Genomic DNA, 15,173 nt, shown 5'->3' with positions numbered 1-15,173 from the left:
ATAACTTTTAACTGAACTAATCGTCTTCATAATCTAATCCGGCAGCTGTATTATATGCGCCCTGTAGTTCAGAAAAAGCGTGCATGTCTCTTTTGTTGCGTGCTACCTGCATTCCCTTCTGATAAATGGCTATAGCTTTCTCTTTTTGATCATCTTTTTCAAGCAATTTCCCCAAATGGTAATAAGTGCCAACATAATCGGGGTGTTTATCCGTTAACTGAAGGTAAAAAGAATAAGCCTTTTCCTTATCATTTTGTGCGTTATACTCTGTGGCTAAGGCATATAGTATAAAAGGATCGTTCGGATCGCTTTCTAAAAATTCTAATAACTTACTTAAACGGGTTGATGACATTTTATTTCCTTGCTTTTTTAATTAAATTTGCAGAAAGACCTTATATAATAAACATATAACATATGAAATTATCATGAGCTAAAAATTTCGGCTTGCGATAGCTTCATAGCAATAAAAACCACTATTAACATATGAAAATATTAGTTTGTATCAGTAATGTGCCAGACACAACGACAAAAATAACTTTTACTAATGATAATACCGAATTCAATACGTCAGGAGTGCAATATATTGTTAATCCATACGATGAAATCGCTTTATCAAGGGCAATTGAGCTAACTGAAGGCGGTAAAGGAACGGTAACGGTTATTAATGTAGGCGAAGCAGGTAACGATCCAACCATTAGAAAAGCGCTTGCAATTGGTGCAGATGATGCGGTTAGGGTTAATGCGGCACCTAGGGATGCTTATTTCGTGGCAAAACAGATTGCAGAATATGCAAAAGATAAAGATTTCAATCTAATTTTAACCGGTCGTGAATCTATCGATTACAATGGTAATCAGGTTGCTGCTATGGTTGGTGAGTTTTTAGATATCCCTTCAGTATCTATTATCAAAAAATTAGCTATTGATGGTGATACAGCAACGATTGAGAGAGAAATTGAAGGTGGTAAAGAAGTATTAACCGTTTCTGGCAAGTTTGTTGCAAGTTGTGCTGAAGGTGTGGCAGAACCGAAAATACCGAATATGCGTGGTATCATGAGTGCCAGAACAAAACCATTGGCTGTAGTAGATGCAGTTGCTATTGAAGAAGTAACTAAGGTTACGAAATACGAAACCCCTGCTCCGCGCGGAACGGTTAAGTTAATTCCTGCCGACCAAACAGAATCGTTAATTGGTTTACTTCACAGCGAAGCTAAAGTAATCTAGCCACTAAATCCCCTGAAGGGGACTTTTAAAATAACTAAAAAATTAAATTTTACTAAAATCCTTTTAAGGAAATAAATTATATGTCAGTATTAGTATATGTAGAACAAGCTGAGGGGAAATTTAAGAAATCTGTATTTGAAGCCGTATCTTATGCCAAAGCCATTGCCGATCAACAATCAACTAGTTTAACCGCAATTTCTATTGGCGATGTAGCCGACAGTGAATTAAAGGAATTAGGTAAATACGGCGCCTCAAAAGTACTAAACGTAAGTGCCGATCAATTAAAAACTTTCGTTAATCAGGCCTATGCAAGTGTTATTGCTGCTGCAGCAGAAAAAGAAGGTGCCGATATTGTAGTTTTATCTAACTCTTTCTCTGGTAAAGGTTTAGCGCCCCGTATTGCAGTAAAACTTAAAGCGGGTTTAGCTGATGGTGCGGTAGAATTACCGAGTACTAATGGTAAATTTTCGGTTAAGAAAACAGCTTTCTCCGGCAAAGCATTCGCCATTACCGAATTAACATCGGCCAATAAAGTAATTGCTTTAAATCCAAATGCTTATGGTGTTAAAGAAAATGCTACAGATGCGGCAATAGAGGCCTTTACTGCTGATGTTAAACAATCAGACCTAGGAACTGTTATTAAAGAAATTGTTAGGGCAACTGATAAAGTTTCATTACCTGATGCAGAATTGGTAGTTTCGGCTGGCAGAGGTTTAAAAGGACCAGAAAACTGGGGCATGATCGAAGAATTAGCTGGTTTGTTGGGGGCTGCTACAGCTTGTTCTAAACCGGTATCGGATGCAGACTGGAGACCACATTCAGAGCACGTTGGTCAAACTGGTATTGCCATTAGCCCTAACCTTTATATTGCTATCGGTATTTCTGGCGCAATACAGCATTTAGCTGGTGTGAGTTCATCAAAAGTGATTGTGGTAATCAACAAAGATCCAGAGGCGCCTTTCTTCAAAGTGGCCGATTATGGTATTGTTGGCGATGCTTTTGAGGTTGTACCAAAATTAATTGAAGCATTAAAAGCACATAAAGGATAATTTTTGTCATCCTGAGCCTGTCGAAGGATTAAACTAAATGTTTCGACAAGCTCAACATGACATCGACAAATATGAAAAAAGTAAAATTAGATATTGTAGGTTTATCTTACAGCCAGACTCAATCTGGTGCTTATGCCCTTGTTTTAGGAGAAGTAAATGGACGCCGCCGCTTACCAATTATTATTGGTGCATTTGAAGCACAGGCCATTGCTATAGAAATTGAGAAAATGACTCCTAGTAGGCCATTAACACATGATTTATTCAAATCTATGGCTGATACTTTTCATATCAATATCCAGGAAATTATCATCTACAATCTGGTTGATGGTGTTTTTTATGCTAAGTTGATCTGTAGCGATGGAAAAAATACACATGAAGTTGATGCCAGAACATCCGATGCTATTGCTTTGGCCGTTCGCTTTAACGCCATGATTTATACTTACGAGTTTATTTTGGCTTCTGCCGGAATCGTAATAGAAGGGAATGATTTTCTTTTTCTCGAAAATATGGATTCTATTGCAAAAGAGCCTGAAGCGGATAGCTTACCCACCTCAACCCAACAACAAGGTTTTGGTGATCTTACCTTAGAAGAACTTCAGCAGAAGTTACAGGAAGCCATTGCAGAAGAAGCCTATGAAAAAGCCGCAAGGTTAAGAGATGAATTGAATAAACGCGGAACATCTTAACGTTGTTGCTCATAAAAATGTTCACCTAATCAAAATTTGTCTAAATTTTTTCTCAAATCCTTTCTATAAAAAGCTAAATTCTAAGATGAGCCAAATTATTTAAAATAATTTAGGTTCATTTTGGATTATCATTCAAAATAGTTCTATATTCAGCTTTTACTTTCAATAATCAAACTAAACTATTATTATGAACGTTAAGTTTCGCTTAACTATAATGAGTTTCATGCAATTCTTTGTATGGGCTGCATGGTTAATTACGATTGCAAATTATTGGTTCGGAACCAAACAATGGGACGGTGCAGATTTTGGGATAATTTTCTCTACCATGGGCATTGCATCGCTATTCATGCCAACCATAACCGGTATTCTTGCTGATAAATGGATCAATGCAGAAAAGTTGTATGCTATTTTACATACCCTCTACGCAGCCACCATGTTCTATCTGCCTCAAGTAGAAGATCCGCATACTTTCTTTTGGGTAATATTGGTGTCTATGTGTTTTTACATGCCAACCATTGCATTAAGTAATTCAATTAGTTACACAACGTTAAAAAATGGCAACTTCGATGTGGTAAAAAACTTTCCACCCATCCGTGTTTGGGGAACAGTCGGTTTTATTGCTGCCATGTGGCTTACCAATTTAACCGGTAATAAAGCAAGTGCAAATCAATTTTATATTGCTGGTATAAGTGCTTTATTTTTAGGTGTATACTCTTTCACTTTACCTGCCTGTAAACCTTTAAATTTAATTAGTGAGAAAAAAACATTCGCACAGAAACTGGGCTTAGAATCTTTCAAGCTATTTGCTGATTACAAAATGGCCTTGTTTTTCATCTTTTCTATGTTTTTAGGAGCAGCATTGCAACTAACAAATGCTTATGGTGATGTTTTTCTGGATGAATTTAAACTATTCCCGGTTTTTGCCGAATCTTTTGTAATCCGTTATTCTACGATCATTTTATCTATCTCTCAAATATCAGAAACCTTATTCATTCTGGCTATTCCGTTTTTCTTGAAAAGGTTTGGGATTAAATGGGTAATTGCAATTGCCATGTTTGCCTGGGTATTACGTTTTGGCTTATTTGCCTTTGGCGATCCCTCTACTAATTTATGGATGATCATTACCTCCTGTATTGTATATGGCATGGCATTCGACTTCTTTAATATTTCGGGCTCACTGTTCGTCGAAACTTCAACTACACCAAAAACACGTTCATCTGCTCAGGGTTTATTTATGATGATGACTAACGGTTTCGGAGCTGTGTTTGGAAGTTTAGTGTCAGGTTGGATGATCAATAAATATTTTACTACCTATTATAGCAGTATCGATTCCTTATCTAAATATGTAAAGAGCGAAGCAGACAATAAACATCTCCTTCAATTTTTGAAAAACAAAGGGATCAGTGTATTAGAAAATGGAAATTTAAGCAGGGCATTAGATGTGAAAGACTGGCACAACATCTGGTTATCTTTCACCATTTATGTTCTGGTTATTGCGCTAGTTTTTGTAGTCATATTTAAACACAAACATACACGGGCAGAAGTAGAGGCCATTAATCATTTATAATTTCCATTTATCCTATGTCAGCTGGTAAGTATAGAAAAGAACACAATTGCTTAAACTGCGGTGCTCATGTTGAGAAACATTATTGTAGCGATTGCGGTCAACCAAATTTAGAGTTAAAAGAAAGTTTCTGGGCCTTTATTAGTCACAGCATAGCGCATTACTTTCATTTCGACAATAAATTCTTCCAAACCCTCTCTCCTCTTTTAACAAAGCCCGGGCAGGTTACACTCGATTATTTAGCTGGCAAAAGAGCAAGGTATATTAATCCGGTGAGCATGTACATCTTCGTCTCAATCGTATATTTTTTGGTCGTGTATTCACCAAAACATGTTGAAAAAGATGCGCATGAATCAACTAAAATCGAAAAACGAAGAGATGAAAGTGTTACCGATAGTGTAAATAAGGTGCTGAAACTTTCAGGAATACCTAAAAACATTGCAAATAAGGCAACAACATCGATTAATACAGCAATCAAGAAAAAAGAATTTATAAAACTTGGTTTTGCTGAGCAGGAAAAGGAACTGAACAGGCTTAGAACCGAAAACGCTAAACTAGCGTCTGATTCTATTGCCGATATGATTGAAGATTATAATGATATCCATATTGAAAGAAACGATAGCACTTATGCAGCTTATTTAGGAAGGCAAAAGAAATTACCTCCCACCGAGCAAGACAATTGGTATGAGCGGATGATCAAAAAAAGGGCAATTAATATTGGAGAAAAATCTGAAGTAATTCAAGAAACGCTAGAGCATAACCGACCAAAACAATACTTTTTGTTAATGCCTTTACTTGCTCTTTTTATTATGTGGAATTTCAGGAAAAATCATATTTATTATTTAAATCACCTGATTTTTGCTATCCATGGAATGACCGCCTATTTTATTGTGCAAATTTTTACAAACCCCTTAATTAAACATGTTTTTGGCAATGGTACTATTATTACCAATATTATTCAATTTGGTGTAGTGGTATGGATCTGCTGGTACATGTACAATGCTTTAAAAGTATTTTATCAAAGAAAACCTTGGAGTATAATTTTTAAAATGTTTTGGATCATTGTAATGTATTGGATAGCCTTTAATGTATCAGAAGTGGTCATGGTAAACCTGATTTATTACGTAGCTACCTAACTAGATCGTCATACTGAACTTGTTTTGCAAGTAAAAATTGTGTTTTCAATTGTCTTGTAGCTATTGCATGGTCAGTATCTTTTTTGGCTTGCTATGAGACCCTGAAATAAATTCAGGGTGACTATTGGTAAAGAGTTAACTCCATAAAAAAAACCACCCGATAGTGTCGAGTGGTTTTTTTATGCTTAATGAAATTATTTTCTATCCTTAAGCTCAACAAATTCTCTATCTGTTTCACCTACATAAATCTGGCGTGGACGACCTATCGGCTCTTTGTTTTCGTGCATTTCTTTCCATTGTGCAATCCATCCTGGTAAGCGGCCTAAAGCAAATAGCACAGTAAACATTTCGGATGGGAAGCCTAATGCGCGGTAAATAATACCTGAATAGAAATCTACATTTGGATATAACTTACGGTCGATGAAGTATTGATCAGTTAAAGCCGCTTCTTCTAATTTCTTGGCAATTTCTAAAATCGGGTCATCAATACCTAGGTTTTCTAGGATATCATCACAAGCTTTTTTAATGATTTTAGCTCTTGGATCGAAGTTTTTGTAAACCCTGTGTCCAAAGCCCATCATACGGAATGGATCGTTCTTGTCTTTTGCTTTTGCAATCCACTTCTCTGTATCACCACCATCGGCTTTAATCAACTCAAGCATATCGATTACGGCCTGGTTAGCACCACCATGTAGTGGCCCCCAAAGTGCAGCAATACCAGCAGCAATTGAAGCATATAAATTACAGTCAGACGAACCTACAATACGTACTGTAGATGCTGAGCAGTTTTGCTCGTGATCTGCATGCAGAATAAGCAATTTATTCATGGCATTAACCACAATTGGATTTACATCGTAATCTTCTGTACGTTGTCCAAATGTCATCCAAAGGAAATTGGTTACATAATCGTATTTATTTTTTGGATAAATAAGCGGATGACCTAATGATTTTTTATAAACGAAAGAAACAATGGTTGGAAATTTAGCCAAAAGTTTGATAATGGTTAAATCCTGTTCTTCTGCAGTTTGATTTGGTTTTAAACACTCAGGATAGAATGTAGACAATGAGAAGATCAGGGATCCTAATTGACCCATTGGATGAGATCTTGATGGGTAACCATCAAAAAATTTCTTCATGTCTTCATGGATCAAAGTATGCTTGCTTATGTCAGCCTGTAGATCTTCAAGTTGTTTTTGTGTTGGCAGATCTCCGTAAATGATCAGATAAATAACCTCTAAAAAACTTGATTTTGCGGCAAGCTCTTCGATTGAATAACCTCTATATTTTAAAATGCCTTTTTCACCATCTAAAAATGTGATTTTACTCTTTGTAGAACCAGTATTTTTAAAACCAGTATCTAAAGTAACAAAACCTGTTAGATCTCTTAATTTTGAAATATCAATGGCCTTTTCATCTTCTGTTCCTGTAATTACTGGCAATTCTACTGTCTTACCATCAACTTTGATCTCTGCAATATCTGACATATTATTGTATTGTGTTTATAGCTTTCTAAATTATATAAAATTAATATACATGCATAACAAATCTGTTAAATTAATATGAATAATTGGTCAAAATGACGTAACAATCATGCTTAATTAAACCAGGTTTAGCACCTTATTTTGCTTTAATCTCTTCGGCAACTCTACCGCATTCTAACATTTCGTTACCGTAATAAGGGTTTTTAATTTCCTTTTCGGTTGATAGCCAATCACCTCCATCTCCTTTATTCGCCATTGGGCAGTGCTGAACATAAATTGTGCCTTTTTCTATTTCCGCATTTTTTAACAATGCTATTAAATCAGCGCTTAAAACCGTGAAATCTTTTCTTTGCGAAACAAGATTATTGCTTCCCGCAATTTTGCCCGCTACAGCTGCAGTAGGCTCACAACCTTTATAAGCAGCCAAACTCGTTTGTAAATGCGCTGCAGATTTTTGTGCATTTGCTGCATCTGATTTTACCAGCGCGTTTTTTAAATCTACATATTGGTTAAAGATTTCAGATTTCTGCTTGTCTTTTATAGAAAGCTCATTTTTAACCGATGTTGAATCTGTTTTTGTTGAATCTTTGGTTTCCGTAGATTTTTTTTCTGCTTGGTTACAGGCCATTAAGGCGGTAAGTATTACTAGTCCGAATATTCTTTTCATTGTATTTGGTTTTCGGCTCAAAATAGCAATTAAAATGGTAAATAAATAAAAAAGTCCCGATTTTCATCGGGACTTTAAATTAAATGATGTTATAATTATAATTTAAAATTATAAGCTAACCTCAGGTTAAATTGTCCGGTTTTCATGAAGTAGAGATCAGAAGCGCTATTGTTTACATAACCTTCATATTTTACACCAAGATCTAGACCGTTTTTCCATTCATAACCTAAACCTCCGGTATAGATAAAGTTCATATTAGCACCGTCTTTTATGGCTAAACCTGAACCAAGTTCAGTAGCGAGGTACATTCTTTCGATCGGGAATACCCTAACACCACCCATCACAGGGATGAACTCGAATTTTAGCGGGCTCCCCTTCCATTTTAAACGGGTATAACCGCCAGAAGCAGTAACGGCCACATAAGGGCTTAAATCATACTGAAGTTTTACATCTGCACCATAGCCATAATCCATTTCAGATTTATCTGGAAATATCCCATAGTTAACACCTACACCAATTTTAAAAGCCATTCCGCTTCCTGTTGTCATCGGCTCGGTGGTGCCCATTGTTTGAGCCTTTAAATTTGAAGTGCTTAATATTGCAAGGGCCGTTAATGTCGTTGCAAAAAGTTTAGTAACTGTTTTCATCTTAGATATTTTAAGTTATTAATTAAGGGTTTGGTTTATATACGTTAAAATACCTGAGGTGGATTTTTAAATTTTCATTTTTTTCAGAATGTTATGAAATAAAAAAGCCCCCTAAAAAAGGGGGCTTCCAATGTTATTTGTGATTAAGCTTATAGACTAAATCCGTATGCTAAACGTAGGCCAACATAACCAGTACTGTTACCATCTTTAGCTAAGCCTTCGTATTTTACGCCTAAATCTAAACCGTTACTCCAGGCATAACCAAGAGCTGGTGAATACACAAATGATGTTCCACTACCTTCGTTAGTACCAAAACCTGCACCAAGTTCTGCTAAACCATAAATACCAGAACCCGATTCGTTAAAGAAATATTTAACACCAGCTTTTACAGGAATGTATCCAAAATCTGGAACATCTACACCAGTATTACCAATTTCTTTACCTAAGAAACGGGTATAACCAGCAGTAACGGGAATCGATAATTGTTTGTCAATATCAAATTGATAACGTAAATCTGCACCAAGCGCCACGCTATATGCATCACTTGTTGGTATACCGCCAAAAATTCCTATTCCTAATTTTTGAGAAGATTGCGCATTAGCATTTGTGGTAAAGAATAAAGCCACGACAGCTGCTGAAGTAGCAATGATTTTAGTAATTGTTTTCATTTTAAAGTATTGTTTTTGAGTTAAACTAATATGCTGCAACAAATACAAAGGTTGTGCCAAAAGGGCTTTTTTAATATCATTTAGGGCATAAACCAACATTAAGATGACCAATAAAAGTTAATTTTCGCTAAGTGAAACTTTTTCAATTACCAACTGTTGTAATAGGTTTGTAGATGCTGATGCATCGAGCCAAATGATCTCAACATTGTCCTTTTCCATTTTCCTGAAAAAGGTGTTTTGCCTTTTTGCATATTGGCAAATGGCGATGCCAAGTTTTAGTTTCAGTTCATCAAATGTGAATAAGCCATCCAGATAATTAACAATGAATTTGTATTCCAAGCCATAAAAAACCAGAATTTCTTTACTGATACCTTCTTTAAGCAATTGCGCTACCTCCTCAATTAAGCCTGCTTTAAATCTTTGATCGAGCCTTGCCAGGATTTTGGCACGTGTTGTTTCGACTTCATTCTTTAAGCCAAAAATAATAGGTTTAATTTCTGGCCGCTCTACAGCCTCTAGCTGGTTATGTTTTAGGAAATCTGCTATTTCCAATGCTCGGATCAATCTCTTTTTGGAAGATAGATCGACATGACTTTGGTCTTGATGATTAGTATTATTGAGTTTAACAATTAGTTCTTCTTTAGATAAAAAGCTCAGCTCATCCCTTAACTCTTCATTTACAGGAATAGCTGTATAGGTCTGATTTTGCAAAAGGCTATGGATGTACATACCTGTTCCACCGCAAAGAATAGGCATTTTGTTTTTTTTTGTTATGGTTTCAAAGGCCTTGTAGAAATCGTTTTTAAAAGCATCTACATGATAACGTTCGCCAGGCGCTAAAATATCGATTAAATGATAAGGAATTGTTTTACCATTAATATGATATTCCTGCAAATCTTTACCAGTACCGATATCCATCCGTTTAAATATCTGACGGCTATCGGCACTAATAATTTCGCCATTTAAGGCCTCAGCAACGCTTACAGCAAGTTTCGTTTTGCCCGATGCCGTTGCACCTAAAATGATGATGAGATTATGCTGATCCATTAAAATTTCAGAATAAACTTTAAACTTCCTATATTAAACACTTCCGTTGCCAATACCTGATTGGTTTTTTTAAGCTGACGATTTAGATTTTCATCCAGAACGTAAGTCTGTGTCTCCAAAATTGCCGTTTGCTTAAAACCCAATTTAATGTAGGCTTCTCCTGCCGACCAGTCTCGATCTGCATAAGTCATCAGGTCATTAGATTTATACGTTTCAGCGAAATAAGTTATCAGTTTGCTTAGTCCACCCGTAATAGAATAACCTGCTTTAACAGCAAACCTGATCAATTCTGCCGATTTATAATTTTCGGTATGGTTCATTTTGCGTAATGCCGAAAAAGTAGCAACCGCTACAAGCGTTTCTTCTTCAAATAGGCCAATTTTATAACGGCTGCTTACTGCCCCCTGCAAGTGATTTTCAATTAAAAAAGAATCGGCAACGGGTTTGGTGATTTTGGATACTTTAGTTTTTCTACCGTGAATACGGGTATTTTTTCCAAGCAAAGATTTTATTCTCGCTAAAACCTGATCTGGTTTTGATTGCCACAGATCTTCCCAGAGATGAACGAGTTTAATGCCTGCCTGACGGTATTTTTCCTGTAATCCAATGAGATGTTGCGGGGTAAATTCATTGTTTAAACTTACCAGATGAATGATCAATTGAGAATCAATCTGTAATAATCGAAATTCATGCGCTGTAAAAAAAAAACATTCAATTTTGTTATTAGCAAGTGCTAAGCTTAATTGATGATGCCAGTTAGCATCAGAAGTTAAATTATTCAATCAGTAGAAGGTTTTTTAGAAAAATTATCTACTGCAAATTTAACCATCAGATTGTTAAATCCATTCTTTTTCTTTAAAGTTGGTATGGATAATTTCTACCAGTGTTTCTACTTCTTTTAATTTGGAATCATCAAGTGCTGAAATTTTTAAACCTGCTTTGTTTTTACCAAAATCGGTTAAATTATGATTTGTAGTAGAAAATTCATCAGTATTGATTTTAACTTCTACGGCATTCCCATTGATATAAACGCCTGTAAAAAAGCGTTCAGTTACTTTTTCACCGTTTAATTCAACGTTTTTTTCACTATAAAGATCATACCCGTTTTCCGAATTTTCGTGTACCGTATATCCGCGGGTGGCATAGGGCTGTATTCCGGCTCTAATGGTCTGGAAAATTTCAACAAGATCAGTTTTCATAATTGCATTTGATTTTAGAATTAAACACCATAGTACAATTATTGTTTAATTTTTATTCCTCAATCCACCAATTTTCTGTCGGTAAATATTCATTTAAAATTATTGTTTCACCCAATTTTGGGGTAACCAAAGGAAGTTGCTTTGCTGCTGCAGCTAAAACCACTCTTTTTATGGGCTCGTTCCAGGGGTGCATGGCTAAGCTAAATTTTCCCCAATGCACCGGCATTAAAACTTTTGCCTTTAAATCGATTGCAGCCTGCACAGTTTCTTCGGGAAACATATGGATGTACGGCCAATAGGCATTGTACTGCCCACATTCGAGCAAGGCTAAATCGAAAGGGCCAAACTCCTCGCCTATTTTGGCGAAGTGTGTATCATAGCCAGAATCACCACCCAAAAATAATTGGTAGTTTTCAGTTTTCAATACAAAGGCCGACCAAAGGGTTTGATTTCTTTTAAATTTTCTTCCGGTAAAATGCCTTGCCGGAACCGCTGTTAACTTCAGGCTATTAAATAATGTTAACGATTCGTTCCAGCACAATTCATTGATCTTATCAACTTTAATTCCCCATTTTTCTAAGTGTTCTCCTACGCCCAACGAAGTAACTATGGTTTTAACTTGTGGTACAATTTTTAAAATACTATTATAATCCAGGTGATCGTAATGATCGTGTGTGATGATCAGGACATCAATATTTCTAAATTCTTCTGCTTTTACAACGTCTGTACCTAAAAAAGCCTTACTTCCAATAAATGAAAATGGAGACGGGGTTTTGCTAAAAACCGGATCGACCAGAATCCTTAAACCCTCTATTTTGATTAGATAAGATGAATGTCCAAACCAAATAATTTCAGGGGTATCGCTTTTAGGGTCGCCGTTTATGTTAGGCACAATAAAAGGTAGTGCTTTATTCGGAACTTTATCAGGGTGTTTTTCGAAAAAAAATGCCTTCAAAATCTTAAAAAAGCTTACACCCTCAGGCTGCATTGGTGTTACCGATTGATTTTGCAGTGCACCATCACGATAATTAGCCAGATGGTGAATTTTTTTTAATCGTTGTCCCCTTGGCAAACGGCCAAAAACAGGCAGGTTCGTTATAATGAAGAATGCAATTAAGATAAAAAGTAAAAGATATACAGCTATCATTTTTAAAAATTAATAAAACCAAAGTAGGAATATGATTTTAAAAGAATAGCATGCTTTAGATATATGACGTATGGATTACTTCTCATGGGTTTAAACAGCAATGCCTCAGCTGACTGAGGCATTGCTGTGAAAACTTTAAAATAATTAGAATAAGGCACTGCTTTATTTATAACATGCATAAATTTTATACCTTTGGATAAGGGTTAAACAGATAGCTTAGATAACTTTTGTGCCTGCTTGCAGGAAAATAACCCAATTTGACGGGGAGTGGTACGAACACTTCTCGTCTTTTTTGTTTAAATACCCCTCCAAAAATTGAGGGGTACTACTGTTAATCATTGGGGTATAATTTATGATTGTATATCAATTTTGTTTTTTTTAAGGGGCTAAAATTGCTTTCTATTTATAATTTTTCTATTATTAATTTTTAGAACGTATGGCCTTTATCTTTTCCGAAAGTATTGATATTTATATAGCAGAGGAAAGAAATGAGAAAAAAAAACAGCGCAAACGTTTGATTAATTTTGTATTATTACATATTGAAGAAATTTAATGTAGTTTAGCACTCAGAATGCAGTCGAAACCAACAACCATCAAAGAAATAGCCAGAATCTTAAACATTTCTCCATCCAGTGTTTCCAGGGGATTGCACGATCATCCAAGCATTGGAGCGGTAACAAGGGAGAAAATTAAGCAACTGGCGAAGTCTCTAAACTATGAGCCTAATAATGCGGCAATTCTTTTTCAAAAAGGGAAAACCTACACTATTGGCGTTATTTTACCTGAACTATCAGAACACTTTTTCTCTATTGCTATTTCTGCAATTGAAGACGAGGCCATTAAGAAAAACTATACGGTTATTTTTGCGCAGTCGCACGATAATTACGACCAGGAAGTAAAGCTCGTTGAAAAAATGAAAAATCAACGTGTAGATGGTTTGTTGGTATCCATCAGTAAAGACACTTCAAAGTTTGATCATTTCGAGAAGCTCAATTCATTTAATATACCTGTCGTATTTTTTGATCGGATACCTCCTTTTAAAAACGTGCATTATGTAGCGTGTAGCTTAGAGAGTGCAACAATTAAAGCTGTGAACTATCTTTTGAAAAAAGGACACAGAAGTATTGGAATGATTAATGGGCCAAGTACCCTGTACGCGAGTGAGGAACGTAAAGATGGCTATATGCAGGCGATTACTTTTAACCGCTTAAAATTTGATCCGTCGTTAGTGGTGAACTGTGATTTAACTGAGGAAGGTACTATCGACGCTGCCAATCAATTTTTAAATCATAAGCGTAAACCTACAGCAATTGTGGCCTTTAATGATTATGTAGCGCTCTTCTTGATTAAATATTTCAAAAAACTGAATGTAATAAATGATTTTGATGTAGTGAGCTATGCAAATCTGCCCATTATCAGCTATTTGGATAATTCGCCAGTAGCTTCAGTAGAGCAATACCCATATTTACAGGGACAAAAAGCCGCAAATATTCTTTTAGATCTTATTCATAGCCCTAATTCTGAGAACCAGGCTTACTACAACACCATTGTAGAGTCTGATTTGATTGTGAATGAGGTAAAAGAATAAACAAACGTTTGCGCTAAATTTCTAGCTTTTGTTTAAACTTCCAGGTAAGATATTAAACTGTTTTTTAAAAGCAGTGATAAAATGTTGTGCATTTTTATAACCTACAAGGAAAGCAACCTCATTTACAGTTTTCTTTTCCTTAGAAAGAAAGTAATGGGCCTTTTCCATCCTGATTTTATATAAATAGCCAAACACTGTATAGCCGGTTAGTTCTTTAAATCCTCTTTTAAGCTTATAATCGTTAATACCAACCTTACGCGACAGCTCCATTAACGAATTCGGATGCTGTAAATCATACGCTACCAACTGTTTGGCCAGGAGAATTTTTTCTACATCTTCCTTTTTTAAAATGAGCGTTTGTTTTTCTGGTTTTTGATTAAAATAGGCGATAATTAATTCAAATATTCTGGCTTCCAGAAATAGGCGCTTCATCCTCCCCTCGTGCTTAGGATACATAATTTGCTGCAGTATTAACCCGATTTCAGCGCTAATGGGTTTTGGGATGGCAGTTTTGGTATCGGTAGTAGATCTTCCACCCGTTATCTGAAGAAAATACTGTTCTGTGAGTTGTATATAAAGGTATTTGGTTTTCGTCGTTATATTAAATCTAATTGCATTAACGCTTCCTATATTAAAATCCTGCTCCTCTTTATTCAGTGATAAAAAATGATCTTGTTGATGATCATAACCATAATTAACTGTACCGCTCAGACAAAATAGAAAACCAATGTGTTGCTGAGAAGATTCAAAATGAAAATTTTCTTCCTGTTGAGGGTGGATCTCAATAAGGCTAATGTGGATCCCCCTAAACCACTTTTCCTTAATATGGTATTTTACATCATTCTTTTCCAGCGCGACAGCCATTTCGTCTATATCCTTAAGGGTATCAAAGTCATCAGGATAGGTGTTCTTATAAATAATATCTCCTTTTGAATAGGCTGAGAGTTTAATTTCCATCTGTATATATCGTTTTAAATGCAATAAGGCTATCATGATTTTATACATCCCATGGTTTGATAGGAAAAATCATAATGGCCCCTATTTATTTAATCCGTTTGGCGGCATTAATTATC

16 protein-coding genes are annotated in these 15,173 nt (G+C 35.7%); 6 read left to right on the top strand and 10 right to left on the bottom strand.

Annotation, left to right across the window (positions count from 1 at the left end):
- Positions 1–16 precede the first annotated feature (16 nt).
- Positions 17–352 carry a tetratricopeptide repeat protein gene (locus AC1RJ8_RS08020; RefSeq protein ID WP_108198752.1) on the bottom strand — a complete coding sequence of 112 codons (336 nt, stop codon included), beginning with the start codon at positions 350–352 and terminating at the stop codon, positions 17–19.
- 131 nt (positions 353–483) lie between these two features.
- Between AC1RJ8_RS08020 and AC1RJ8_RS08015 the strand changes: the two genes are divergently transcribed.
- From AC1RJ8_RS08015 to AC1RJ8_RS07995, 5 genes are all read left to right on the top strand, one after another.
- A complete protein-coding gene (locus AC1RJ8_RS08015) occupies positions 484–1,221 on the top strand; it encodes an electron transfer flavoprotein subunit beta/FixA family protein (protein WP_492953578.1) in 738 nt (245 codons plus the stop codon).
- 80 nt (positions 1,222–1,301) lie between these two features.
- A complete protein-coding gene (locus AC1RJ8_RS08010) occupies positions 1,302–2,270 on the top strand; it encodes an electron transfer flavoprotein subunit alpha/FixB family protein (protein WP_492953579.1) in 969 nt (322 codons plus the stop codon).
- A gap of 71 nt (positions 2,271–2,341) precedes the next feature.
- Positions 2,342–2,956 carry a bifunctional nuclease family protein gene (locus tag AC1RJ8_RS08005; RefSeq protein ID WP_029275168.1) on the top strand — a complete coding sequence of 205 codons (615 nt, stop codon included), beginning with the start codon at positions 2,342–2,344 and terminating at the stop codon, positions 2,954–2,956.
- A gap of 187 nt (positions 2,957–3,143) precedes the next feature.
- Positions 3,144–4,523 (top strand): nucleoside permease, encoded by a 1,380-nt coding sequence (locus AC1RJ8_RS08000; protein ID WP_492953580.1) that lies wholly within the window; start codon positions 3,144–3,146, stop codon positions 4,521–4,523.
- 14 nt (positions 4,524–4,537) lie between these two features.
- On the top strand, positions 4,538–5,656 hold the full coding sequence (locus AC1RJ8_RS07995) for a DUF3667 domain-containing protein (protein WP_492953581.1): 1,119 nt from the start codon (positions 4,538–4,540) through the stop codon (positions 5,654–5,656).
- 194 nt (positions 5,657–5,850) lie between these two features.
- Here AC1RJ8_RS07995 and AC1RJ8_RS07990 read toward each other — a convergent pair whose 3' ends face one another.
- The 8 genes from AC1RJ8_RS07990 to AC1RJ8_RS07955 all read right to left on the bottom strand — a co-directional run bounded on the left by AC1RJ8_RS07990 (position 5,851) and on the right by AC1RJ8_RS07955 (position 12,512).
- Positions 5,851–7,140 carry a citrate synthase gene (locus AC1RJ8_RS07990; protein WP_057934373.1) on the bottom strand — a complete coding sequence of 430 codons (1,290 nt, stop codon included), beginning with the start codon at positions 7,138–7,140 and terminating at the stop codon, positions 5,851–5,853.
- Between the two features lie 133 nt (positions 7,141–7,273).
- The gene (locus AC1RJ8_RS07985) at positions 7,274–7,804 is read right to left on the bottom strand and encodes a DUF3347 domain-containing protein (protein WP_492953582.1); all 531 of its coding nucleotides are present in this window, start codon (positions 7,802–7,804) and stop codon (positions 7,274–7,276) included.
- A 95-nt stretch (positions 7,805–7,899) separates the two neighbouring features.
- Positions 7,900–8,451 (bottom strand): hypothetical protein, encoded by a 552-nt coding sequence (locus AC1RJ8_RS07980; protein WP_492953583.1) that lies wholly within the window; start codon positions 8,449–8,451, stop codon positions 7,900–7,902.
- A 149-nt stretch (positions 8,452–8,600) separates the two neighbouring features.
- Positions 8,601–9,119 (bottom strand): hypothetical protein, encoded by a 519-nt coding sequence (locus AC1RJ8_RS07975; RefSeq protein WP_426329591.1) that lies wholly within the window; start codon positions 9,117–9,119, stop codon positions 8,601–8,603.
- A gap of 117 nt (positions 9,120–9,236) precedes the next feature.
- Positions 9,237–10,166: a tRNA (adenosine(37)-N6)-dimethylallyltransferase MiaA gene (miaA, locus tag AC1RJ8_RS07970; RefSeq protein WP_492953584.1), complete on the bottom strand. Its 930-nt coding sequence runs from the start codon at positions 10,164–10,166 to the stop codon at positions 9,237–9,239.
- On the bottom strand, positions 10,166–10,948 hold the full coding sequence (locus tag AC1RJ8_RS07965) for a hypothetical protein (protein ID WP_492953585.1): 783 nt from the start codon (positions 10,946–10,948) through the stop codon (positions 10,166–10,168). The genes miaA and AC1RJ8_RS07965 overlap by 1 nt, the downstream gene beginning before the upstream one ends.
- A gap of 54 nt (positions 10,949–11,002) precedes the next feature.
- Complete coding sequence (locus tag AC1RJ8_RS07960; protein WP_492953586.1) at positions 11,003–11,365, bottom strand: hypothetical protein; 363 nt, start codon at positions 11,363–11,365, stop codon at positions 11,003–11,005.
- Between the two features lie 52 nt (positions 11,366–11,417).
- Complete coding sequence (locus AC1RJ8_RS07955) at positions 11,418–12,512, bottom strand: MBL fold metallo-hydrolase (RefSeq protein WP_492953587.1); 1,095 nt, start codon at positions 12,510–12,512, stop codon at positions 11,418–11,420.
- Positions 12,513–13,083: 571 nt separating this feature from the next.
- Between AC1RJ8_RS07955 and AC1RJ8_RS07950 the strand changes: the two genes are divergently transcribed.
- Positions 13,084–14,100 (top strand): LacI family DNA-binding transcriptional regulator, encoded by a 1,017-nt coding sequence (locus AC1RJ8_RS07950; RefSeq protein WP_215128868.1) that lies wholly within the window; start codon positions 13,084–13,086, stop codon positions 14,098–14,100.
- A gap of 21 nt (positions 14,101–14,121) precedes the next feature.
- On the opposite strand, the gene AC1RJ8_RS07945 is transcribed toward AC1RJ8_RS07950, so the two are convergent.
- The gene (locus AC1RJ8_RS07945; RefSeq protein ID WP_492953588.1) at positions 14,122–15,057 is read right to left on the bottom strand and encodes a helix-turn-helix transcriptional regulator; all 936 of its coding nucleotides are present in this window, start codon (positions 15,055–15,057) and stop codon (positions 14,122–14,124) included.
- Positions 15,058–15,173: the final 116 nt, after the last annotated feature.

It is taken from the genome of Pedobacter sp. GW822-FHT03F06 (genome assembly GCF_058801365.1).
This window is presented reverse-complemented; position numbering and strand designations above follow the sequence as displayed.